General features: G+C 68.3%; 19 protein-coding genes. 3 read left to right on the forward strand and 16 right to left on the reverse strand.

The window, feature by feature from the left end; all coding sequences use genetic code 11:
• Positions 1-132: 132 nt before the first annotated feature.
• The 11 genes from Q8S40_RS15620 to purB form a co-directional block, all read right to left on the reverse strand.
• Complete coding sequence (locus tag Q8S40_RS15620; protein ID WP_305671116.1) at positions 133-2979, reverse strand: ATP-binding protein; 2847 nt, start codon at positions 2977-2979, stop codon at positions 133-135.
• 1041 nt (positions 2980-4020) lie between these two features.
• The gene (gene grxD, locus Q8S40_RS15625) at positions 4021-4359 is read right to left on the reverse strand and encodes a Grx4 family monothiol glutaredoxin (RefSeq protein ID WP_304807367.1); all 339 of its coding nucleotides are present in this window, start codon (positions 4357-4359) and stop codon (positions 4021-4023) included.
• Between the two features lie 42 nt (positions 4360-4401).
• Positions 4402-4635, reverse strand: coding sequence for a BolA family protein (locus tag Q8S40_RS15630; RefSeq protein WP_304807369.1), 234 nt, complete (start codon positions 4633-4635; stop codon positions 4402-4404).
• Complete coding sequence (gene purL / locus Q8S40_RS15635; RefSeq protein ID WP_305671117.1) at positions 4635-6842, reverse strand: phosphoribosylformylglycinamidine synthase subunit PurL; 2208 nt, start codon at positions 6840-6842, stop codon at positions 4635-4637. Before purL ends, Q8S40_RS15630 begins: the two co-directional genes overlap by 1 nt.
• A 34-nt stretch (positions 6843-6876) precedes the next feature.
• Positions 6877-7575, reverse strand: a complete 699-nt coding sequence (gene purQ / locus Q8S40_RS15640; RefSeq protein ID WP_305671118.1) for a phosphoribosylformylglycinamidine synthase subunit PurQ — start codon at positions 7573-7575, stop codon at positions 6877-6879.
• Between the two features lie 57 nt (positions 7576-7632).
• The gene (locus tag Q8S40_RS15645; RefSeq protein ID WP_305671119.1) at positions 7633-7860 is read right to left on the reverse strand and encodes a hypothetical protein; all 228 of its coding nucleotides are present in this window, start codon (positions 7858-7860) and stop codon (positions 7633-7635) included.
• Positions 7861-7866: 6 nt separating this feature from the next.
• A complete protein-coding gene (gene purS, locus Q8S40_RS15650) occupies positions 7867-8106 on the reverse strand; it encodes a phosphoribosylformylglycinamidine synthase subunit PurS (protein ID WP_304807374.1) in 240 nt (79 codons plus the stop codon).
• Entirely contained in the window at positions 8103-8867 is a 765-nt protein-coding gene (gene purC, locus Q8S40_RS15655) for a phosphoribosylaminoimidazolesuccinocarboxamide synthase (protein WP_304807375.1), read from the reverse strand. The genes purS and purC overlap by 4 nt, the downstream gene beginning before the upstream one ends.
• A gap of 142 nt (positions 8868-9009) precedes the next feature.
• Positions 9010-9741, reverse strand: a complete 732-nt coding sequence (locus Q8S40_RS15660; RefSeq protein WP_305671120.1) for an NRDE family protein — start codon at positions 9739-9741, stop codon at positions 9010-9012.
• A gap of 24 nt (positions 9742-9765) precedes the next feature.
• On the reverse strand, positions 9766-10104 hold the full coding sequence (locus Q8S40_RS15665) for a hypothetical protein (RefSeq protein ID WP_305671121.1): 339 nt from the start codon (positions 10102-10104) through the stop codon (positions 9766-9768).
• A gap of 86 nt (positions 10105-10190) precedes the next feature.
• Positions 10191-11534 carry an adenylosuccinate lyase gene (purB, locus tag Q8S40_RS15670; protein WP_305671122.1) on the reverse strand — a complete coding sequence of 448 codons (1344 nt, stop codon included), beginning with the start codon at positions 11532-11534 and terminating at the stop codon, positions 10191-10193.
• A 117-nt stretch (positions 11535-11651) separates the two neighbouring features.
• Between purB and Q8S40_RS15675 the strand changes: the two genes are divergently transcribed.
• The gene (locus Q8S40_RS15675) at positions 11652-12446 is read left to right on the forward strand and encodes a TerC family protein (protein ID WP_371136843.1); all 795 of its coding nucleotides are present in this window, start codon (positions 11652-11654) and stop codon (positions 12444-12446) included.
• Positions 12443-13051, forward strand: a complete 609-nt coding sequence (locus tag Q8S40_RS15680) for a hypothetical protein (protein WP_305671123.1) — start codon at positions 12443-12445, stop codon at positions 13049-13051. Before Q8S40_RS15675 ends, Q8S40_RS15680 begins: the two co-directional genes overlap by 4 nt.
• 87 nt (positions 13052-13138) lie before the next feature.
• Here the strand turns inward: Q8S40_RS15680 and parE are convergent, their stop codons facing one another.
• The 3 genes from parE to Q8S40_RS15695 all read right to left on the reverse strand — a co-directional run bounded on the left by parE (position 13139) and on the right by Q8S40_RS15695 (position 17460).
• On the reverse strand, positions 13139-15151 hold the full coding sequence (gene parE, locus Q8S40_RS15685; protein ID WP_371136844.1) for a DNA topoisomerase IV subunit B: 2013 nt from the start codon (positions 15149-15151) through the stop codon (positions 13139-13141).
• A gap of 107 nt (positions 15152-15258) precedes the next feature.
• A complete protein-coding gene (gene dps / locus Q8S40_RS15690; RefSeq protein ID WP_305671124.1) occupies positions 15259-15753 on the reverse strand; it encodes a DNA starvation/stationary phase protection protein Dps in 495 nt (164 codons plus the stop codon).
• 63 nt (positions 15754-15816) lie between these two features.
• The gene (locus tag Q8S40_RS15695) at positions 15817-17460 is read right to left on the reverse strand and encodes an MFS transporter (RefSeq protein WP_305671125.1); all 1644 of its coding nucleotides are present in this window, start codon (positions 17458-17460) and stop codon (positions 15817-15819) included.
• A gap of 92 nt (positions 17461-17552) precedes the next feature.
• Here Q8S40_RS15695 and Q8S40_RS15700 point away from each other — a divergent pair, with 92 nt between their 5' ends.
• Entirely contained in the window at positions 17553-17897 is a 345-nt protein-coding gene (locus Q8S40_RS15700) for a DUF962 domain-containing protein (protein ID WP_305671126.1), read from the forward strand.
• Here the strand turns inward: Q8S40_RS15700 and Q8S40_RS15705 are convergent.
• Both Q8S40_RS15705 and Q8S40_RS15710 read right to left on the reverse strand, forming a co-directional pair.
• On the reverse strand, positions 17890-19176 hold the full coding sequence (locus Q8S40_RS15705) for an NCS2 family permease (protein WP_304807384.1): 1287 nt from the start codon (positions 19174-19176) through the stop codon (positions 17890-17892). The genes Q8S40_RS15700 and Q8S40_RS15705 overlap by 8 nt on opposite strands.
• Positions 19177-19263: 87 nt before the next feature.
• Positions 19264-20514 carry an amidase gene (locus Q8S40_RS15710; protein ID WP_305671127.1) on the reverse strand — a complete coding sequence of 417 codons (1251 nt, stop codon included), beginning with the start codon at positions 20512-20514 and terminating at the stop codon, positions 19264-19266.
• Positions 20515-20954: the final 440 nt, after the last annotated feature.

Raw genomic sequence — 20954 nt, forward strand, 5'->3', positions numbered from 1 at the left:
CCGCGGTGGCCGCCCAGGGCGCTCCGCTTCGCTCAGCCAGGGGCTTCGCTACGCGCCCCGGGCTTCGGTCCTCCTACACCACCACCCGGGACACGACCCAGCGCCTCGATGGCCGCGACCAGATCGGGAGCGTCAAGGTCCATCTGCGCGGGTCCCATCGCTCCGCTTCTCCTCTCGGTCGGTTGCAGTTGCAGCCCCCGCGGCTCGCCAGGCGGAATTGTCCCCGAAGAGCACGACGCCGACCGCCTGGCTGACAGTGGCGCCATCCTCGGACAATGGCAAAACGAGACGCTCGAAACGTTCCGGCGCTGCGTCGCCGAGGTCGAAACGTGCCGACTCGTACACCGGCGCCCCGGTGCGCGCGCAGCGGCGGTAGGCGCCGACCATGGTGCCCACAGCGTCCTCCCCCGATGATCCCGTTTCAACCAGGTCCTGTCCCAGGCGCGCCCTGAGCGCTGCCCCGAAGGTGAGAGGGTGGAACGTCAGTTCATCCGCGGCTCCCGCCCGCACCGCGATGAGGAAGCCATGATCCTGCAGATCGAGCGGCGCCAGGTTGAACCTTTCGAGGCGCGGCAATCGTTCGCCTGGCAGGCGGGCCGCGTTCCAGGCGAGATACGCCGCACGCAGGACAGGCGTGCGCAGCCGCTTCAGCAGGCGAGCGCCGGGAGTGGGGCGATGCGCCTTGTTGCCGTCCAGCGCCGCAAGCACGGCCGCCGCCAGATCCGTGCCGGCAACAGGCCTGCGCAGCACGATCTCACCTCTGAGCGCGGGGCCCGGGGTGGAACCACCTACGAAAATGATCCGCAGCTCCGGCCGATCGGTCAGCATGCGTGCAGCCAGTGTTGCGCCGTCGGCGCCGGGCAGATCAATACTGGCGATCAGCAGATCGAGGCTCGGCATGGTCAGCGCCAGCGCCTCGGCGGCCTCGGCGCTCGGAGCCTCAAGGACCGTGTAGCCCAGGTCTCGAAGAAAGGCTGCCGTCAGCAGGCGTACCATTTCGTCCTCCTCCACCAGGAGGATACTGGCGCCGCCGTGTGCAAGCGGATTCAGGCTGCGTTCGTCCTTGGCTGCACGTGAAGGTCGCGGAACGGACAGGTCGATGTAGGCTGCCCTTGGCAGCGTGATCTGCACTTCCGTGCCCTGGCCCGGGTTGCTCTCAATCCTCAGCGCGCCGTGCGATTGCTCGGCGAAGCGCTGCACCATCGGCAATCCCAGCCCGGTTCCTTCGCCGCGCGCCTTGGTGGTGAAAAATGGCTCCTGCGCGCGCGCGAGCACCTCGGGCGACATGCCGGCCCCGTCGTCGCGGACCGTGACCACGACGTAGTCACCAGGGCGAAGCTCCGCGGTTCGCTCCGCGAGCTGGAGGTTGCGCGCGGAGACGCGCAGCACACCACCATGGGGCATCGCGTCCCTTGCGTTGACCGCCAGGTTCAATAGCGCGACCTCGAGTTGTTGTGGGTCCGTCAGCACCGGCCAGATCTCGGGCGGCGCATCCACCGAAACGGTCAGGCGCCGGCCGACCGTGTGGCGGATCATCTCGGCCGCTTCTGGCAACAGGGCGCCAAGGTCGACCACCTCCGGGCGAATGCCCTCATGCCGGGCGAAGGCCAGGAGTTGCCGGACCAGCGCCGCCGCCCGCAGCGCGGCCCGGTCGCCTTGGCGCACGATCTCCTGCACGGGGGCGTTCGGGCCAGCGCGTCGCTCGATCAACCTGAAGCAGGCGGTGATCGCAGCGAGCACATTGGTGAAGTCGTGCACCACGCTCCCCGTCATCTGGCCGAGAGCCTCAAGCTTCTGCAACTGGGTGAGTTGAGCCTGTGCGGCGCGGCGCCGCGCTGTTTCAGCCTGCAAGGTGGCGCCCGCATCGGCGAGAGCGCGCGTGCGCTCGGTCAGGCTGAGGGCCAGTTGTGCCGCCTCTGCCTCGGCGCGCCGGCGTGCATCCGCCGTCACGACCGCTTCGCGCAATCCGGTCTCAAGATCCGCGAACTCGGCAATCCATGAAGGCTCGGACATTTGGAGAGGCTGCCGCGCAGGCCCGGAGGCCAGGCTATGGGCCTGCATGGCGAGGCGTCGCGCCGGTTGGAGGATCGCACCTGCCGCGACGGAGGCAAGCGCCGTACTCAGGGCCAGGGCAAGAGCAGCGCCCAGAAGCAGCGTCGTGAGTGGTTCGCGCCATGCCGCGTCGAAAATGGCGGCATCCTGTGCGACGACGACTTGCCACCCCGGCAGCGCTGGAATGGCGTGGAAGCCGACCACGCGCTCAGTGCCATCCAGCGTCACTGCACGATAGAGCCCGGCAATCCTGCCCTCGGACTGGCGCCTGTTGTCGGGCGGGACCGGGCGACCGATCAGATCGTTGTGTGCCGCGTCCGAACGCGCAACGACGACATGGCATGCATCGGTGAGCGCGGCAAAGGTCGATAAGTTCAGATCCCACGCCGCGAGCAGACTGCGCAGCCTTTCGGTGTCGACCAGTCCGCCGAGGATCAGGACAACGCCGCCATCCGTGTCCCGGATCGGTACGTCAACGGGTATGACCCAGCGATTGGTCGAAGCGCTGTGAAGGAGGCTGCCGATACTCGCCTCCCCGGTTGTGGTGAACTGGGCGACGGGATCGTGACAGTTGTATTGTCGTTGTAGCGAAAGCGGCTGCCTCGCGGTCGTGATCTCGATCACGCCATCCGGCCGGAGGATATTGACGGTCACGCCGATCAGCCCGGCTATGACCGCGGCCTGGCTGAGGACGTCTGCCGGGTCGCCGAGCGTTGGAGCGGAGCGGAAGATCGGGGAGGTGGCGAAAGACTGCAGCGCGACCGCCGTCGTCTCGAATTCACGCTGCGCGGCGAGCGCCAGGGCACGTGCGGTATCGCTCAGGCGATCCTCGGCGATCGCCCGTTGGCCTTCGACGGCGCGGATGGTTGCGAAGGTGCCAAAGCCAAGCAGCGGCAGTAGAACGGCGAGGATCAGGGCGGTCAGCAACCACTTAAGCCGAGGCCTGAACACCGACGCGGCTTTCAGGGAAAAGGGATGCGTGATCGGGTTTGGAGACAGCGCCTCAGCCGGCGAGGGGGGCGGGTCGTGTGAGGGCGCGACCTTACGGACGGACGCCGTCATGCGCCGCCGCCCAAATCCGATCGGGACGGGGTTTCCTGCGGGCAAGATGCATAACCGCGGGCATCATTGGGAGACACGTCAACAATGCTGCCATCGTGCATGGCTCAACCCTTCTTCCGGGCCATTCGTTTTAGCGGCCCGGAACTCAGATCATCGTTTCGATATTAGATTTCGCACGGTGCGGGACCCGGCTGCAAGACATATCGTCTCCGAAAGGGGAAAATCCCTCACGTCAGGTCGATTTGAATAAAACAGAAAAATATTGCGTCCAGGGAAATGCGGGAAGTATTACAAAAATCTATACTGTTATTTGACGAATTAATATTTAAATTCCCTGAAAATCCATCAGTCTGATCTTGGCGGTGTACTTCTTCTAAGAAAAAATCTTTGGAGTATCGAACGAATTCAGTATATCACGGTCGTGATGTCGCCAGTTGGGGGGCTGATATTCGACGGACCGCCAAGTGGTCCGCCGCACGCCACAGGCCATGACCCTGACGATTTACGAGCCCAAGCTTTGATTGCGGCAGCTCCGCCGCCTTGTGGCGCGTCTGCGGCCGGCTTGGGCCTGTCCGGTTTCTGGGCGGGATCCGGCGCGGATGTGGCCGAAAGACCCGCGCGAAGCACCGGCGTCATGTGTCGGCCAGACCGAGGCTCTGCGCACAGCCTCGCGCAAGCCCACGCCGATCGGTGCCATGTCGCAAAAGCGGAGGGCGGCCTTGGCTCGTTGCAGATCAGCCACCATTTGCGCCAGCGGTAGCGGGACGGATGAGGCCATCAAACAGGGCTTGGTCAGGAAGGCAAAGCACGGCGGCCCATGGGTCAGGGCCTCGCCGATCCGAGCCTCGTCTTGCATTGCCGCCCCGGGGGCCTGAGCTGCCACCATGGCCGCTCAGGCGGGTATGGTCAGGCCGTTGCCTTGGGCATCACGCCATTGGCCTCGAGCAGCGTCTGCAATTCGCCGGACTGGAACATTTCCGTCACGATGTCGCAACCGCCGACGAATTCGCCCTTCACATAAAGCTGCGGAATGGTCGGCCAATTGGCGAAGGCCTTGATGCCCTCGCGCAGTTCCTGGTCTTCCAGGATATTCACGCCCTTGAAGGGTACGCCGACATGCGAAAGAATCTGCACCACCCGGGCGGAGAAGCCGCATTGCGGGAAGACGGGCGTGCCCTTCATGTAGAGCACCACCGGGTTGGCGGCGATCTCGGACTGGATCTGGTCGAAGACGGGGTTGCTCATGGCGGTCGGTCCCTGGTCGAGAAGGTTCGTCACTCGGGTTCGTCAGTCCGGGGCGGAGGTCTGCAGCGCGAGCGCGTGCAGCGCACCGCCCATCCGGCCCTGCAGCGCGGCATAGACGATCTGATGCTGCTTCACACGGCTGATACCCTTGAAGGCGGAGGAGACGACGGTGGCGGCGTAGTGATCGCCATCGCCCGCCAGATCCTCGATCGTCACCACGGCATCGGGCAGGGCGGCCTTGATCAGGGCCTCGATTTCCGCCGAATCCATCGCCATCAGGCAGCTTCCCTGTTCATCAGCGCCGGCAAGGTTGCCTCATGCGCGGCCACCAGCCTCGCGACCGATATGGAGGAGCCATCGGCCAACACCAAGTCCCCGCCACCGCTTCGGCCGATCTTCATCGCCGGCACGCCGGCCGCCTGCGCGGCTGCCAGCAGCACCGCGCCGTCCTGCACCGCCAGAAGGTAGCGGGCCTGGTCCTCGCCGAACCACCAGCCATGCGCGGCGGTGCCAGCGGGCGCGGCCGACAGGGTCACGCCCGTGTTGCCACCCATCGCCATCTCGGCCAGCGCCACCAGCAGCCCGCCATCGGCCAGGTCGTGGCAGGCCGCCACGGTGCCGGCCAGGATCTGGGTGCGGACGAAATCGCCATTGCGGCGTTCGGCGGCGAGATCGACCGGCGGCGGTGCGCCCTCCTCCCGCCCTGCAATCTCACGCAGCCAGAGGGACTGGCCCAGCCAGCCCTCCGTCGCGCCCACCAGCACAAGGTCAAGGTCGGGCGCCAGCGCCAGGCCGATCGCTTGGCGAGCATCCTCCAGCACACCGACGCCGCCGATGGCGGGGGTGGGCAGGATGCCGCGGCCCTGGGTTTCGTTGTAGAGCGAGACATTGCCGCTCACGACCGGGAAATCCAGCGCCCGGCAGGCCGCGGCCATGCCGCGCACGGCGGCGGCGAACTGGCCCATGATCTCGGGCTTTTCCGGGTTGCCGAAATTCATGTTGTCGGTAATGGCCAGGGGAAGGGCGCCGACCGCGGTCAGGTTGCGCCAAGCCTCCGCCACCGCCTGCGCGCCACCCGCCTCGGGGTCCGCCTGACAGTAGCGGGGCGTGCAATCCGTGGTCATGGCCAGTGCGCGGTTCAGCCCCTCCAGCTTGACCACTGCCGCATCCGCGCCGCCCGGGCGCTTCACCGTCTGGCCGCCCACGGTGCTGTCATACTGGTCCCAGATCCAGCGGCGGGAGCACAGGTCCAGGCTGCCGACCAGCTTCTCCAGCGCCGGCAGTGGCCCCATCGGGTCGGCGATGTCGGCGGCCGCCAGCACCTTCTGCTTCGGCGTCTCGACGGTCGGGCGCTGGTATAGCGGCGCCTCGGATTCGAGGGGCGCGAGGGGGATATCGGCCTCGATCTCTCCCTTGTGGCGGATGACGATGCGGCCGGTGTCGGTCAGATGGCCGATCACCGCGAAATCCAGTTCCCATTTGTGGAAGATGGCCTGCGCCTCGGCCTCCCGGCCCGGCTTCAGGATCATCAGCATGCGCTCCTGGGATTCGGAGAGCATCATCTCATAGGCGGTCATGCCCTCCTCGCGCTGGGGCACGTTGTCCATCACCAGCTCGATGCCGACATCGCCCTTGCCCGCCATCTCGACCGAGGAGCTGGTCAGGCCGGCGGCGCCCATATCCTGGATGGCGACGATCATGTCGGTCGCCATCAGTTCGAGGCAGGCCTCGATCAGCAACTTCTCGGTGAAGGGGTCGCCGATCTGGACGGTGGGGCGCTTTTCCTCGGAGTCGGCCGAAAATTCGGTGGAGGCCATGGTGGCGCCATGGATGCCGTCGCGGCCGGTCTTCGAGCCGACATAGACAACGGGATTGCCAAGCCCCGCCGCGGCACTGAGAAAAATGCGGTCCCGTGGCGCGATACCAACGGTCATCGCATTGACCAGCGGGTTGCCATTATAGGCCGGGTGGAAATTCACCTCCCCGCCCACCGTCGGCACGCCGACGCAATTGCCGTAGCCACCGATGCCGCGCACCACGCCATCGATCACGCGCTTCATCTTCGGCGCATCCGGCATTCCGAAGCGCAGCGCGTTCAGGTTCGCGATCGGCCGCGCCCCCATGGTGAAGACGTCCCGCAGGATGCCGCCGACGCCGGTGGCAGCGCCCTGGTAGGGTTCGATGAAGCTCGGGTGGTTGTGGCTTTCCATCTTGAAGATGGCGGCCAGCCCGTCGCCGATATCGATGACGCCCGCATTCTCGCCCGGCCCATGGATCACCCAGGGCGCCTTGGTCGGCAGCATCTTCAGCCAGTGGCGGGAGGATTTGTAGGAGCAATGCTCCGACCACATGACCGAGAAGATGCCCAGCTCGGTCAGCGAGGGGCTGCGGCCCAGGATGGTCAGGACGCGCGCATATTCATCCGCCTTCAGGCCGAATTCGGCGGAAAGCTGGGCGGCGCGTTCGGCGGGCAGAAGCTGCATTTCGGCGATGGCTCCGGGTTGGGCGAGGCCCAGATCAGGCGGCGGTGAACTGGTCGAACAGGCTGGTGAACAGGGGCAGCCCGTCCTCGCCGCCCATCAACGGGTCCACCAGATCCTCGGGGTGCGGCATCAGGCCGCAGATGCGAAGGGTGGGGGAGAGGATGCCGGCGATGTTGTCGCGGGCGCCGTTGCGGTTGGCCTCGGCGGTTATGGCGCCCTCCGGCGTCGCGTAGCGGAAAGCGACCAGCCCTTCGCCATTCAGCCGGGCCAGCGTTTCGTCATCGCAGAAGTAGTTGCCGTCGCCATGCGCCATGGGCGCGCGGAACACGGCGCCCTTCTGCCAGTGACGCGTGAAGGGCGTATCGGCGCGTTCCACCCGCATGTGGCAATCCATGGACAGGAAGCGCAGCGTCGCATTGCGCAGCAGGGCCCCCGGCAGTAGCCCGGCCTCGGTCAGGATCTGGAAGCCGTTGCAGACGCCAAGCAGCAGCCCGCCGGAGGCAGCGAATTCCCGTATTGCGCGCATGATGGGCGATTGCGCGGCCATGGCACCGCAGCGCAGGTAGTCGCCATGGCTGAAGCCGCCCGGCAGCACCACCAGGTCGGTCCCGGCCGGCAGCGTATCCTGCAGGTGGAATACCATGGCGGGCTTCCGGCCGCTGGCGCGTTCCAGGGCGATCGCCATGTCACGCTCGCGGTTGGTGCCCGGGAAAACGATGATCGCGGATTTCATGCTGTCACCAAGGTAGGAGCCGCCCGGCCGGAATGGCCAGGTCCAGATGCCGCAGGGCTAATCCAGCCAGACCCGCAGCCAGTGCAGACCGCCCGCGATGCCGAGCGTCACCACCGTGGCCAGTGCCGCCGCCGTCACCCAGCGGTCCAGACCCTTCTTGCCGCGCGCCATGAGGCCCAGCCGCTTCTGCTGCGCCACCGCCGGCATTCGCTGCTCACGCCAGCGCAGGCCCATCGCAATGAGGACCGTGAGCGCCACCATGACGAGGAGCGAGACCTTCACCATGACTGGCTAGGTCAACTCGACCTTGAAGGATTCAATCACGGTATTGGCCAGCAGGCGGCGCGCCATGTCTTCGGCGACGGCCTGCGCCTTGGCCGGATCGGCCTCATTCAATTCCAGCTCGATCACCTTGCCGGCGCGCACTTCGCCCACGCCGGCAAAGCCGAGCGAGCCGAGGGCATGGCCGATCGCCTTGCCCTGCGGGTCGAGCACGCCGGCCTTCGGCATGATGGTCACGCGCGCCTTCATTGCACCGTCTCCGGGCCCTTCATGTCCCGCACGCCGGCTTCGGGCAGGATGCCGAGGCGCTTGGCCACTTCCTGGTAGCCTTCCTCGACCTTGCCGAGGTCGCGGCGGAAGCGGTCCTTGTCCATCTTCTCGCCGGTATGGACATCCCAGAGGCGGCAATTATCCGGGCTGATCTCATCGGCCAGGACGATCCGCATCTCGTCATTCTCATACAGCCGGCCGAATTCCAGCTTGAAATCGACCAGGGTAATGCCGACGCCGAGGAACAGCCCGGTCAGGAAGTCATTCACCCGCAGCGCCAGGGCGACCATGTCGTCCAGATCCTGGGTCGCGGCCCAGCCGAAGCAGGTAATGTGCTCCTCCGACACCATCGGGTCGCCGAGCCCATCGTTCTTGTAATAATATTCCAGGATCGAGCGCGGCAGCCGCGTGCCTTCCTGAATTCCGAGGCGCGTAGCCAGGCTGCCGGCGGCAACGTTGCGGATGACGACTTCCAGCGGGATGATCTCGACTTCGCGGATCAACTGCTCACGCATGTTCAGCCGGCGGATGAAGTGGGTCGGGATTCCGATCTCGGCCAGCTTCATCATCAGGTATTCGCTGATGCGGTTGTTGAGCACGCCCTTGCCGGTGATCGTGCCCTTCTTCTGCGCGTTGAAGGCGGTGGCGTCGTCCTTGAAATACTGCACCAGGGTGCCCGGTTCCGGGCCCTCGAACAGGATCTTGGCCTTGCCCTCGTAGAGCTGACGGCGGCGCGCCATGGTGCTGAACTCCCCGACTGCCGCGCACCCAGGAAGCGGGCGCGCGGGACGACAGGCCGCGGCGGCCCGGTATCTGGGCGTGCTATAGCAGGGCAGGGCGGGAACCGCCACGCCGGGGCGGAAGGTCCGTATTGCGCCTGGGTCAGATGCCGGGCAGGGCGAGGTCGCGAAAGGGCGCGGTGCCAGGGGCCGCCGGGCAGAAGCGCCAGCATCGTTCGCCGGCAGGGCCCAGCGCCATCAGGCTCGCACTAACGGTGCCAAAACCCTGCAGTGGAGGGATTCGCAGCGCCTCCGCAATGCCGGCCTCGCCATGCTCCGCATCCGCCAGCAGGGTCTCCCATGCCGCCCAGTCCCCCCGGGCCGGGTCAGGCGGCGGCGCGGCGCTGAAGCGCGGCAGGTGGCGGCGGATGCGCGGGCTAGCCATGTCATTGGGGTCATGCGCCGTGACCATGGTCAGGCCGGTGCCGATCTCGATCAGATCCGGCCTTCCGGCCCCGGTTCCGCGCAGGAAGAAGGCCGCGCGGGCATCGGCGATCACCAGGTTGAAGGGCCGCCACGCCTCGGCATCCAGCGCCGCCAGCGCCAGCGCAGCCTCAGATGCGCTGCGCGCCGCCGCGGCGCGGATCGGCAGGGCGCCACGCGAGGCTTTGCCCGCGGCGGGCCCAAGGCTTCCGGGCCGGTTGAGAATGGCGGCCACGACACCCCGGCCCAGCGCGAGCCAGGTGCCGCCGGCCAACGTATCCAGCCCTCCGATGACCAGGGGCTGGTCAGCCCAGTGCGCCGCCGGAGGCAGCCAGGGGCGATCCACCTTCTCGTCGCGGTTCGCTGCCAGAAGCAGCGGCCAGGCGTGGCCCGGCCGCCGCAGGATGATCACCGTGCACAATGGTCGGTGTGATCCTCAGAAGCGGAAATACAGCCCCACGCCCGGTGGCGGTGCGCTGTAGTAGCGCGGCGGTGGCGGCCGGTAGTAGCGCGGTGGCGGAGCGTAATAGACCGGCGGCGGCGCGTAGTAGACAGGCGGCGGCCCGTAGTGGCGCGGTCGCGGCGCATAGTGGCGCGGCGGTGGGCCGCGCCAGTGACGACGGTCGTAGCCTCGGCCACGGTGGCGGCCGTCGACAAGAACCAGCGCGTCCGACCTGGCCAGCACGACAGTCTCCGCCGCGGCGGGTGAAGTCCCGGCGGTCAGCAGGAAGGCTGCGCCGAGAGCCAGTGGAACGAGCAAGGCGCGGAAAAACATGATGCGACCTCCCTTTCGTCCCTCCTATCTAGGCACGGCTTGTGGCGGCACCTGGGCAAAGTGCCGCCAACACGATGACAGGGGCGTTACCGCGCTGCCTCGCCCAGCACCCGGGCGAAGGTCGTGTCGACATGAACGAAGTCGCGGCGGGGGTCCATCGCGGCCTCCAGCGCCGCGGCGTCCATGCAGCCGGCGACCTCCGGATCCGCCAGCAGGTTGCTGCGGAAATCCTTCGCGCCCGGCTGGCCAAGTGCCCGCCAGGTGGCCATGGCCGCGCGCTGCACGGCGGCATAGGCGGCCTCGCGGCTCAGCCCGGCCTGGGTCAGCGCCAGCAGCACCTTCTGGCTGTGCACGACACCGCCGAGGCTGGCGAGGTTTTCCGCCATCCGCTCCGGATACACGGTGAGCTTCGCCATCATCCCGGTCAGGCGCATCAGCGCGAAATCCAGCGTGATGGTCGCATCCGGGCCGATCACCCGTTCCACGCTGGAGTGGCTGATGTCGCGCTCATGCCAGAGCGTCACATTCTCCAGCGCCGGCATGGCATAGCCGCGCACCAGGCGCGCCAGGCCGGTCAGGTTCTCGCTCAGCACCGGGTTGCGCTTGTGCGGCATGGCGCTGCTGCCCTTCTGGCCGGCGTGGAAGAACTCCTCCGCCTCCCGCACTTCGCTGCGTTGCAGATGGCGTACCTCGGTCGCCAGCCGTTCCACGCCGCTCGCCACCACGGCCAGGGCGCAGAAGAAGGCGGCGTGGCGGTCGCGCGGGATCACCTGTGTGGATACCGGCTCCACCGCCAGGCCCAGCTTCGCCGCCACATGCGCCTCGACGCGCGGATCGACGCTGGCGAAGGTGCCGACCGGGCCGCTGATGGCGCAGGTGGCGACCTCTGCCCGGGCCGCGACCAGCCGGGCCCGGTGCCGCTGGAACTCGGCCAGATGGCCAAGCAGCTTCAGGCCGAAGGTGGTGGGCTCGGCATGAATGCCGTGTGACCGGCCGATGGTGGGCGTGTGGCGGAATTCCTCCGCCCGCGCGCGCAGCGCCTCCAGCAGCGCATCCACATCCGCGATCAGCAGATCCGCCGCGCGGGTCATCTGCACGGCGAGGCAGGTGTCGAGCACATCGCTGCTGGTCATGCCCTGGTGGACGAAACGCGCCTCCGGCCCGATTCCCTCACCGAGCCAGGTGAGGAAGGCGATTACGTCGTGTCGCGTCTCCCGCTCGATGGCGTCGATCCGCTCCAGATCGGCGGCGGTAATGTCGGCGACCTTCGCCGCGCCGCCGCGGCGGATGGCCAGCGCGGCTTCGGCGGGGATGGTGCCGAGCTCGGCCATGGCCTCCGCTGCCAGGGCCTCGATCTCGAACCAGATGCGGAAACGGGTCTCTGGCGACCAGATGGCAACCATCTCGGGCCGGCTGTAGCGGGGGACCATCGGCCAAGTTCCGTGCGTGTTTGTTGGCTTGTTTCATGGCTTGCCAAGTAGGCAGTTGACAAGTCTCCCAATCGGCATGGCATTAGCGCCGCCGCACGCGGGATGGACGCACTAAACATGGATTTTTCTTCATATGGTCCAGAGCTCGTCGCTCTCGGGCAGGTTCTATTCATCGACATCGTCCTTGCGGGCGACAACGCTATTGTCGTCGGCATGGCGGCGGCGGGACTTCCTGCGGATCAGCGTCGCAAGGCGATTTTCTGGGGCATCATCGCGGCGACTGTCATGCGCATCGCCTTTGCTTCCATCACCGTCCAGTTGCTTTCCATCGTCGGCATCGTACTGGCCGGCGGCGTCCTGCTGCTGTGGGTTTGCTGGAAGATGTACCGGGAGCTGCGCCACGGTGGCGCGCATGATGCCGATGGCGCCGAGGCGCTGCAGGCCGACGGCACGTCCGGCCCGCCACGCAAGACGATGAAGCAGGCGATCATCCAGATCCTGGTCGCCGACGTCTCCATGAGCCTGGATAACGTGCTGGCGGTGGCCGGCGCGGCCAAGGATCATCCCTACATCATGGTGATCGGCCTCGCCTTCTCCGTCGTGCTGATGGGCGTGGCCGCGACGCTGATCGCCCGCGTGCTCGACAAGCATCGCTGGATCGCCTGGGTCGGCCTGCTGGTCATCCTGTATGTTGCCCTCAACATGATCGTCGAGGGAACGTCCCAGGTTGCCGAGAATGTGCCGCAGGCCTATGGCTACCTTTTCCTGCCGCTGGGCTGGATGGCACTTCCCGGTGTCTTCCCGGTCGGCCTTTGGGTCTTGGCAACGATGCTGCATGTGGCCGTTATCGCCGTGGTCGCTACCCTGATGGTGGACCTTACCCGCCACGTGGCGCGCCGGAGCCGCGGATGAGGCGCCGCGCATTTCCGGTTCTGGGCGCCCTGCTGGCCGGTCTGGTCGCGGGCTGTGCCGAAGGGCCGGATGGCGCGGGGCCTTCGACCGGGGGCCGGCCGGGCGACCGGCCGAGCCTGGAGCAGGCGGCCAGCCGGCTGCCGCAAAGCATCGCCGATTTCACCCGCGGCGATACCCTGTGGCATGAGCGTGAGCGGCCGGGCTACGGCGTCGCGGTGGATTATGCCGGCCCCGCCCGCAGCGCCGTCTCGACTGTCAGCCTGTACGATCGGGGGGAGCCCCGGGTGCCATCGGACATCACCTCCGCTGCCATCCAGCGGGAATTCGCCCTGGCGCTGCAGGACGTGCTGGCGATGGCAGATCGGCGCACGAGCCAGGCGATCACGGAGGGCGAGCGTTCCGTGCTCGCCGTGCCGAATCAGGCGCCGCTGCAATGTATCGACATGCGCGGCACCTATGGCCGCGCCGAGGTGCGAACCCTGCTCTGCGTCGGCGAGGCGGCGGGGCGCTTCCTGAAGGTGCAGGTCACGACGCCGGTGCGCCAGGTGCGCCCGGTCGATCTGCGCCCCTTTGTTGTCGGCATCGCGCAGTCTGCGCGAGGCTAGCTGGCGGCCGGGTCAGCCCATTTCTCGCCGCGCGGGACCGACCCGCCGGCGTCTTGAAACGGTCACTGAGACCCACAAGGCTGGGCTTCAGGCGTCCACCGCATCCTGGTCCACCTTCGCCGCATTTTCCTGGATGAAGCGGAAGCGCAGTTCCGGTCGCCGCCCCATCAGCTCCTCGATCCGGTCTTCCGTGAATTTTCGGTCATCAGCGGCCAGCACGACTCGGAGCAGCGTGCGCCGCTTCGGGTCCATCGTCGTCTCCTTCAGCGAGGCCGGCGGCATCTCCCCAAGCCCCTTGAAGCGGCTGACATCGACTTTCTGATTGGCCTTGAATTCTTTTTTCAGCAGCCGCTCCCGGTCCGCATCGTCGCGGGCATAGATGGTCTTGCCCTGCGCCTGCAGCCGGAACAGCGGCGGCTGGGCCAGGAACAGGCGGCCCTGGCGCACCAGTTCCGGCAATTCGCGGTAGAAGAAAGTCATCAGCAGGGCGGCGATATGCGCGCCATCCACATCGGCGTCCGTCATGATGACGATGCGGCCGTAGCGCAGCCGGCCAAGGTCGAACCGGTCCCCGGCGCCGCAGCCCAGCGCCTCGATCAGGTCGCGCAATTCCTGGTTCTGCCGCAGCTTGTCGGCGCTGGCGCTGGCGACGTTCAGGATCTTGCCGCGCAACGGCAGCACCGCCTGGGTTTCGCGGTCCCGCGCCTGCTTGGCGGAGCCGCCGGCCGAATCGCCCTCCACCAGGAACAGCTCGGTGCCATCCACGCCTTCGCGCGAGCAATCGGCCAGCTTGCCGGGCAGGCGAAGCTTGCGGGTGGCGGATTTGCGCGGCGTTTCCTTCTGTTCGCGACGGCGGATGCGGTCCTCGGCGCGCTCGATGCACCAGGCCAGGAGGTTGTCCGCGCGGCCGGGGTCGCCCGCCAGCCAATGGTCGAAATTGTCGCGCAGCGCCGCTTCCACCAGCCGCGCGGCGTCCGGGCTGGTCAGCCGGTCCTTGGTCTGGCCCTGGAATTGCGGCTCCCGCACGAAGACGGAGAGCATGCCGGCCAGGCCGCCGAGCAGATCCTCCGCCGTCACACTGGCGGCGCGGCGTTCCTTCTTCAGCTCGCCATAGGCCCGCAGCCCCTTCACCAGCGCCGCGCGCAACCCGGCCTCATGCGTGCCGCCCTGCGGCGTCGGGATGGTGTTGGCATAGGTGGAGAGGAAGCCATCGCCGTGTTCCAGCCAGGTTACCGCCCATTCCACCCGGCCCGCACCTTCGGGAAAGCTCGCCTCGCCCGCCCAGGGGCTGGAGACGACCGGGCTCCGCCCCTCGATCGAGGTGGCGAGGAAGTCGGACAGGCCGCCCGGGAAGTGCAGCACCGCCTGCGCCGGGGTTTCCGTGCCCGCGACCAGGGACGGATCGCAGGCCCAGCGGATCTCGACGCCGCGGAACAGATAGGCCTTGGACCGGCAGAGACGGTGCAGCCGGGCCGGGAGGAAGGCCTGTTTCGCGAAGATCTGCGGGTCCGGCTTGAAGCGGATTTGCGTGCCGCGGCGGTTCTGCACCGGGCCCACGGTCTTCAGCTTCTGCACCGGGTTGCCACGCTCGAAGGCGTGGGCGAACAGGGTGCGGTCGCGCGCCACCTCCACCTCGAGCCGCTCCGCCAGCGCATTGACGACAGATGAGCCCACGCCGTGCAGGCCGCCGGAGGTCTCATAGGCCTTGCCGGAGAATTTGCCGCCTGAATGCAGCGTGGTGAAGATCACCTCCAGCGCCGAGAGCTTGGGGAAGCGCGGATGCGGATCCACCGGGATGCCCCGCCCGTTGTCGCGCACCGTCAGCCAGTTATCGGCCTCCAGCGTCATCTCGATGCGGTCGGCGTGGCCGGCCACCGCCTCATCCATCGCATTGTCCAGGATTTCGGCGGCCAGATGGTGCAGCGCGTTCTCGTCGGTGCCGCCGATATACATGCCGGGCCGCCGGCGCACCGGCTCCAGCCCCTCCAGGACCTCGATATCCTTGGCCGAATAGTCGGAGGCGGCCGGCATGGGCGCCACGGCGGGAGCAGCCTTTGCCGACGGCTTGGGGGCGCGGCTGGCCTTGAACAGGTCGTTCATGCTGTGTTCTCAAATTCCGGCCGGAAGATAGCGGCCGGAAGCGCCCCACACAACCGAACTGCCCAACCGAAGCGCGAAGGGCGCCAGGTTGTGCAGTGCGTTGGTGCTCAGCGGTCGCCGGTGGCGGAGGCCTCCAGCATCCACAGCGCCTTGTCGAGGTTCTTGGAAACGCCGGTCAAAATATCGGCGGTGTCGGCATCGCCGGCCTCGTCGGTCTCATCAATGCCCTCGCGCACGGATTTGGCCAGGGCCGCGTAACGGTCGGCCAGCGCCGCCACATGCTCGGACCCCTGCTTGATCTCGACCGGGTAGGGCGTGAGGCGGGTCTTGGCGGCGACATCCTGGCTGGCGCCGACCGCGGTGCCGCCGAGCTGCACCAGGCGCTCCGCCAGCTCATCGATATCGACGGCCAGCGTGTCGTAGAAAGTCTCGAACATCGTGTGCAGGCCGTGGAAGTTCGGGCCCTTCACGTTCCAATGCGCCTGGCGGGTCGTGTTGTAGAGGTCGATGCTGTCGGTCAGGCAAGCCTGAAGCACTGCGATCGAGGTGGTCTTCGCGTTGTCCTGCAGGTCATTGCGGCTTTTGGCGGCAGACTTGGCCATCAGGTGTCTCCATTGCTGTTGCGTCGCCCCATAACGTAGCGAGGCACGGCTGCGTTGCATCCCTCAGGACAGCAATCCTGGCATGACATTCAGGTAGCGCGAAGCTTCCGGCCCTGCGGGGCCCGCATGCAGGGCGGCCGCGCGGGCCAGCACGCTGCGGTCCCATTCCGTCATCCGGCCTTCCTCCCGCAGATGTTCGGTCCAGCTATCCATCAACCACAATTCGACCCAGCGTTCGGGGTGGGCGACATCCTCGTACAGCCGCCAGCCCTGCGCGCCGCTGCGCAACCGCACCTGGCGGCAGGCGGCCATGGCGGTGAGGAAGGCGGCGCGATCCTGGGGCGCGATCTCGTAGCGCACCACCTCCAGCACCCGGCCGCTTTCATCGTTCAGCAAACGCGCCAGCGACGGGGCGGCGGGTTCCGGCTTCGGGACGGCAGGCCTCGGCGCGTCCGGCATCTGGGTGCCGGCCTCCACGCCCGTCTCGGCAGCGGTCTCCGCCGCCGGTGGCTCGATGGCGTAGCGCCGCACCAGCAGCCCGCCGACCGCGCAGAGCACGCCGGAAAGGCCGAGCGCCGTGCCGATGCCCAGCGCCTCCCCGCCATAGCCGCCGAATCCCGCGCCGAGAGTGAGGCCGCCGAAGGTGACGAGCTGGTAGATGCCGATCGCCCGGGCGCGCACCCAGCCCGGCACGGAAAGCTGCGCGCAGGCCTGCAAGGTGGAAGCGCCGGCCAGCCAGCCGATGCCGTAGAGCAGCATGGCCAGCAGCGCCACCGCCCAATGCTGCGCCTGGCCCAGCAGCACCAGCGCCGTGCCGGTGATGACGGCCGCCAGCGTTACCGTGCCGCTGCGGTCCAGCCGCCCGCGCAGCGAAGGCAGCAGCAGGCCGGCGCCCACCGCGCCCACGCCCATCGCCGCCAGCATGATGCCGAACCATTGGGGGCCGAGGCCCAATTGCTGGCGCACAAGCAGCGGCAACAGGCCCCACAGCGCCGCGGCGAACAGGAAGAACACGAAGCCGCGCAGCATCACCCCGCGCAGCACCGGGCTGGCGCGGGTGTAGCCCAGCCCGGCGCGGATGGCGGACAGGAAATGCTCCTTCGGCAGCGTCGCGCGCGGCGCCTCCCGCTTCCAGAACAGCAGGGCGACGATGACGGCCAGGAAGGACAGGGCATTCAGCGCGAAGGTCGCCTCCGCGCCGGCCGCCGCCACGGTGAAGCCGCCGATCGCCGGCCCGACGGTGCGGGACAGGTTGAAGCCGATGCCGTTCAGCACGATGGCACCGGTCAGATCCTGCCGCGGCACCGTCTCCGGCGTTGTCGCCGCCCAGGCGGGGGAGTTCATGGCGGTGCCGATGCCGATGCAGAAGGTCAGCCCCACCAGCCCCCAGGCGCCGAGACTGTCGGTCCAGGCGAGCACGGCCAGCAGCGCGCCGGAGGCGGCGATCCAGGCCTGGGCGAGAATCAGGTAGCGCCGCCGATCGACGATATCCGCCAGCGCGCCGGCCGGCAGCGCCAGCAGGAACACCGGCAACAGGCTCGCCACCTGCACCAGGCTGACCATGAGCGGGGAGGGGGCGAGCGAGGTCATCAGCCACCCCGCCCCGGTGTTCTGCATCCACATGCCGGTGTTGCTGCACAGATTCGCAAGCCAGAGCAGCCGGAAGGCGGGATGACGCAGCGGCGTCAGGGCGGCGGGGAGTTTCATTGCGCGCAGGGTGGCCGGGCGAGCGCGGCAGGGGAAGCCCAAACCGAGACGTGAAGCGCCCCCGGCGTTGCGATCTGGTACAGGTTGCCGCCATGACCGCGCCGCGCTTCCAAAGCTACGCCGAGTTCTGGCCACACTATCTGCGCCAGCATGCCGACCCGCGCACCAGGGCGATCCATGCCGCCGGGACTTTTGCGGCGCTGGCGCTGCTGGCCTGGGGGCTGGTGGCCGGGCCGGTCTGGCTGGTGCTCGTGGCGGTCCTGGTCGGCTATGGCGCGGCCTGGACCTCCCACTTCTTCATCGAGGGCAACCGCCCGGCCACCTTCGGCCATCCCCTCTGGTCGCTCGGCAGCGATTTCCGGATGGCCTGGCTGCTGCTGACGGGCGGCCTGCGGGCGGAGCTGGAAAAGGCCGGCGTTGCCACTGGTTCTAGCTGACCGCGAATTTCACCGCCGACAGCGCGGCCAGCAGCCAGACCGCGCCATGCACCTCCCCGGCGCGGCCGGCCATGGTCTTCACCAGCGCGTAGCTGAGGAAGCCCAGGCCGATGCCGGTGGCGATGGAGAAGGTGAAGGGCATGGCCAGCGCCGTCAGGATCGCGGGCAGGTATTCGGTGGTGTCCTCCCACGCCAGATCCTGCAATCCCTTGGCCATCAGGCAGGCGACGAAAACCAGCGCCGGCGCCGTGGCGAAGGCCGGGATGGATGTCGCGAGCGGCGCCAGGAACAGCGTCAGCAGGAACAGCGCCGCCACCGTCACCGCCGTCAGCCCGGTGCGCCCGCCGGCCTGGATGCCCGCCACGCTCTCGATATAGCTGACCGTGGTCGAGGTGCCGAGCGCGGCGCCGATCATGGCCCCGCCACTATCGGCCACCAGCACCCGCCCGAGGCGCGGCACCGTGCCATCCGCATTCATCAGCCCGGCGCGATGGGCGGTGGCGATCAGCGTGCCGGTATTATCGAGCAGATCGAGCAGGAAAAAGGTGAAGACGATCACCACCAGCCCCAGGCTGAGCGCGCCGGCGATGTCCATCTGCAGGAAGGTCGGCGCCAGGGAGGGCGGCATGGCCAGGATGCCCTTGAACTCCGTCAGCCCGAAGGGCAGCCCGATCGCGGCCGTGGCCAGGATGCCAAGCACGATCGCACCGGGTATCCGCCGCGCCGCGAGGCCCGCGATCAGCAGGAAACCGGCGCAGGCCAGCAGCGTCGCCGGCGCGGTCAGCCGGCCGAGCCCCACCATGGTCGCCGGACTCGGCACCACCACTCCCATGCCTTGCAGGCCGATCAGCGCAAGCAGGAAGCCGATGCCGGCGCCGATGCCGAGCTTGAGCGACATCGGGATGCCGTTGATCAGCCATTCCCGGATGCGCAGCACGGAGACCACGAAGAACATCAGGCCGGAGACGAAGACCGCGCCCAGCGCCACCTGCCAGGGAATACCCATGGCACCGACCACGACGAAGGCGAAATAGGCGTTCAGCCCCATGCCTGGCGCCAGCGCGATGGGGTAATTCGCCAGCAGCCCCATCAGCAGGCTGCCGATGGCCGCGGCCAGGCAGGTGGCAACGAAAGCCGCACCGTGGTCGATGCCCGCGGCCGCCATGATGGAGGGGTTGACCACCACGATGTAGACCATGGTGAGGTAGGTCGCGAGGCCGGCGAGGATTTCCGTGCGGGGCGTGGTACCGCGCGCCGTGAGTTCAAAGAAGCGATCCATGCGGGATGACTCGACCTGCTGCGTTGCAGCGAAACCCTAGAATCATTGCGCGACGTTGTTGAGTATCGCGCAACGACCGCGCCGGCGTCAGCCGAGTGCCTCCGCCACGCCGACCAGCAGCGCCTCCGCATGCGGGCGGCCGACAAGCTGAATCGACGCCGGCAGGCCGCCATCCTCGGCGGGCCAGGGCATAGCGAGGCTCGGCAGGCCGGCGAAATTCGCCAGGGCAGTGAAATCCGCCTGATCCACCGGGGCCGGGGTGCCATGGGCGAAGGCCCGCTGCGGCGCCGTCGGCATCAGCAGCAGGTCGTAGCGGTCCAGCAACCGCAGCGCGGCGGCCTCCACCTGCCGCAGCAGGAACTGGGCGCGCACCAGCCGGGTGGTGCCGGCATCGCGGCCATAGGCGAGGGCGGCGCGGAAGCCGGCGCTGGCGGCGGCCGGGTCATCGATCAGCGCCGGGTGCAGTGCCGCAGCCTCGGCCTCCAGCAGCAGCAGGCCGGCGCGGCGGGCGGCGCCGGGGTCCCATGCCGGCAGCGCCACCGGCTCCACGATCGCGCCGGCCGCGCGCAGCCGGGCGGCCGCCGCGGTCCAGGCGGCGCGGAGGGCGGGCTCCATCGCCGCAGCCAGGACCGGCTCCGGCAGGCCGATCCGCAGCCCGGCCAGGCGCCGCGGCGCATCTGGCACCGCGCGCCAGCCAGACGGGGCGGGGCGCCAGGCGGGATCGTCCAGATCCTCCACCACCATGGCCTGAAGCCCCAGCCCGGCGAGGCGTGGCGTGGCGGCCAGCATGCCGACGGCATCGAGCGTGGGCGACAGCGGCACCACCAGGCTGCGTCCGACCAGGCCGCGCGTCGGCTTCAAGCCGACCACGCCGCAATAGGCGGCCGGGATGCGGACGGAGCCCATGGTGTCCGTGCCCACCGCCAGCTTCACGAAGCCCGCCGCCACCGCGGCGGCCGCACCGCCGGAGGATCCGCCGGGGGTGAAGCCCATGCGCAGCGGGTTCATGCAGCGGCCGAAGCCCGGCGTATCGGTCGTCGCGCCCAGCGCCCCCTCATGCATCGCGAGCTTGCCGAGGATCACCAGCCCGGCCTCCCGCAGCCCCCGCACGCAGGGTGCATCCTGCGTCGCCACCACATGGCGGAAGGCGGCGAGGCCGGCGGTGGTCTGCAGCCCCGCGACATCGATGTTGTCCTTGATGCCGATGGCGAGGCCGCTTAGCGGGCCATCGCCGCGTGGCCTCGTGGCCAGGGCGCCGGCGGCATCCACCTGCCAGAAGGCGCCGATCGCGCCGTCCTCCTGCGCGATGCGGTCGAGCAGGGCGTGGATCTCGCTCATGCAGTCTCTCTTGCGCGGCAGGCGCGGCCTGATGGGAAGCGGCAGCCTGCCGCCCTGTCAATGATGCGCCCGGCCGGCGCCACCCGCACCTTTGCCTAACCCTGGGTCAGGCAAGGCCAGATTACTGTGCACAATCCGCGTCCTGGTGCCGCAGAGGCTGGCACAGGGGTTGCAAGTCCCGGCTCGTGGGGCGCGGGGTGAGCGATGACGCAGAGTGCGGATGATGCGGCGATCACCGCCGGGCTGTTTCATGTTGCGGTCAAGACCAACGACCTCGCGGCCACCTCGCCTTCTACACGCGCATCATCGGTCTGCGTGCCGTGCCCCGTCCGGATTTCGGCTATCCCGGTGCCTGGCTGGGCGTGCCGATGCCCGGTGGCGCGGCCATCCTGCATGTCTATGCCGGCGGGCCGGCGCTGGGGCCGGAAGGGCGGCGGACC

It is taken from the genome of Falsiroseomonas sp. (genome assembly GCF_030695085.1).
Classification (GTDB): Bacteria; Pseudomonadota; Alphaproteobacteria; order Acetobacterales; family Acetobacteraceae; genus Falsiroseomonas.

What these genes read in the sequence shown, in the direction of transcription:
- dps (WP_305671124.1), bottom strand. Translation starts at nt 15,753, where the DNA reads ATGGCCAAGTCTGCCGCCAAAAGCCGCAATGACCTGCAGGACAACGCG.
- purC (WP_304807375.1), bottom strand. Translation starts at nt 8,867, where the DNA reads ATGGCGCGCCGCCGTCAGCTCTACGAGGGCAAGGCCAAGATCCTGTTC.
- grxD (WP_304807367.1), bottom strand. Translation starts at nt 4,359, where the DNA reads ATGAGCAACCCCGTCTTCGACCAGATCCAGTCCGAGATCGCCGCCAAC.
- Q8S40_RS15675 (WP_371136843.1), top strand. Translation starts at nt 11,652, where the DNA reads ATGGATTTTTCTTCATATGGTCCAGAGCTCGTCGCTCTCGGGCAGGTT.
- purB (WP_305671122.1), bottom strand. Translation starts at nt 11,534, where the DNA reads ATGGTCCCCCGCTACAGCCGGCCCGAGATGGTTGCCATCTGGTCGCCA.
- Q8S40_RS15665 (WP_305671121.1), bottom strand. Translation starts at nt 10,104, where the DNA reads ATGTTTTTCCGCGCCTTGCTCGTTCCACTGGCTCTCGGCGCAGCCTTC.
- Q8S40_RS15705 (WP_304807384.1), bottom strand. Translation starts at nt 19,176, where the DNA reads ATGGATCGCTTCTTTGAACTCACGGCGCGCGGTACCACGCCCCGCACG.
- Q8S40_RS15645 (WP_305671119.1), bottom strand. Translation starts at nt 7,860, where the DNA reads ATGGTGAAGGTCTCGCTCCTCGTCATGGTGGCGCTCACGGTCCTCATT.
- Q8S40_RS15700 (WP_305671126.1), top strand. Translation starts at nt 17,553, where the DNA reads ATGACCGCGCCGCGCTTCCAAAGCTACGCCGAGTTCTGGCCACACTAT.
- purQ (WP_305671118.1), bottom strand. Translation starts at nt 7,575, where the DNA reads ATGAAATCCGCGATCATCGTTTTCCCGGGCACCAACCGCGAGCGTGAC.
- purS (WP_304807374.1), bottom strand. Translation starts at nt 8,106, where the DNA reads ATGAAGGCGCGCGTGACCATCATGCCGAAGGCCGGCGTGCTCGACCCG.
- Q8S40_RS15710 (WP_305671127.1), bottom strand. Translation starts at nt 20,514, where the DNA reads ATGAGCGAGATCCACGCCCTGCTCGACCGCATCGCGCAGGAGGACGGC.
- Q8S40_RS15630 (WP_304807369.1), bottom strand. Translation starts at nt 4,635, where the DNA reads ATGGCGATGGATTCGGCGGAAATCGAGGCCCTGATCAAGGCCGCCCTG.
- purL (WP_305671117.1), bottom strand. Translation starts at nt 6,842, where the DNA reads ATGCAGCTTCTGCCCGCCGAACGCGCCGCCCAGCTTTCCGCCGAATTC.
- Q8S40_RS15695 (WP_305671125.1), bottom strand. Translation starts at nt 17,460, where the DNA reads ATGAAACTCCCCGCCGCCCTGACGCCGCTGCGTCATCCCGCCTTCCGG.
- Q8S40_RS15680 (WP_305671123.1), top strand. Translation starts at nt 12,443, where the DNA reads ATGAGGCGCCGCGCATTTCCGGTTCTGGGCGCCCTGCTGGCCGGTCTG.
- parE (WP_371136844.1), bottom strand. Translation starts at nt 15,151, where the DNA reads ATGAACGACCTGTTCAAGGCCAGCCGCGCCCCCAAGCCGTCGGCAAAG.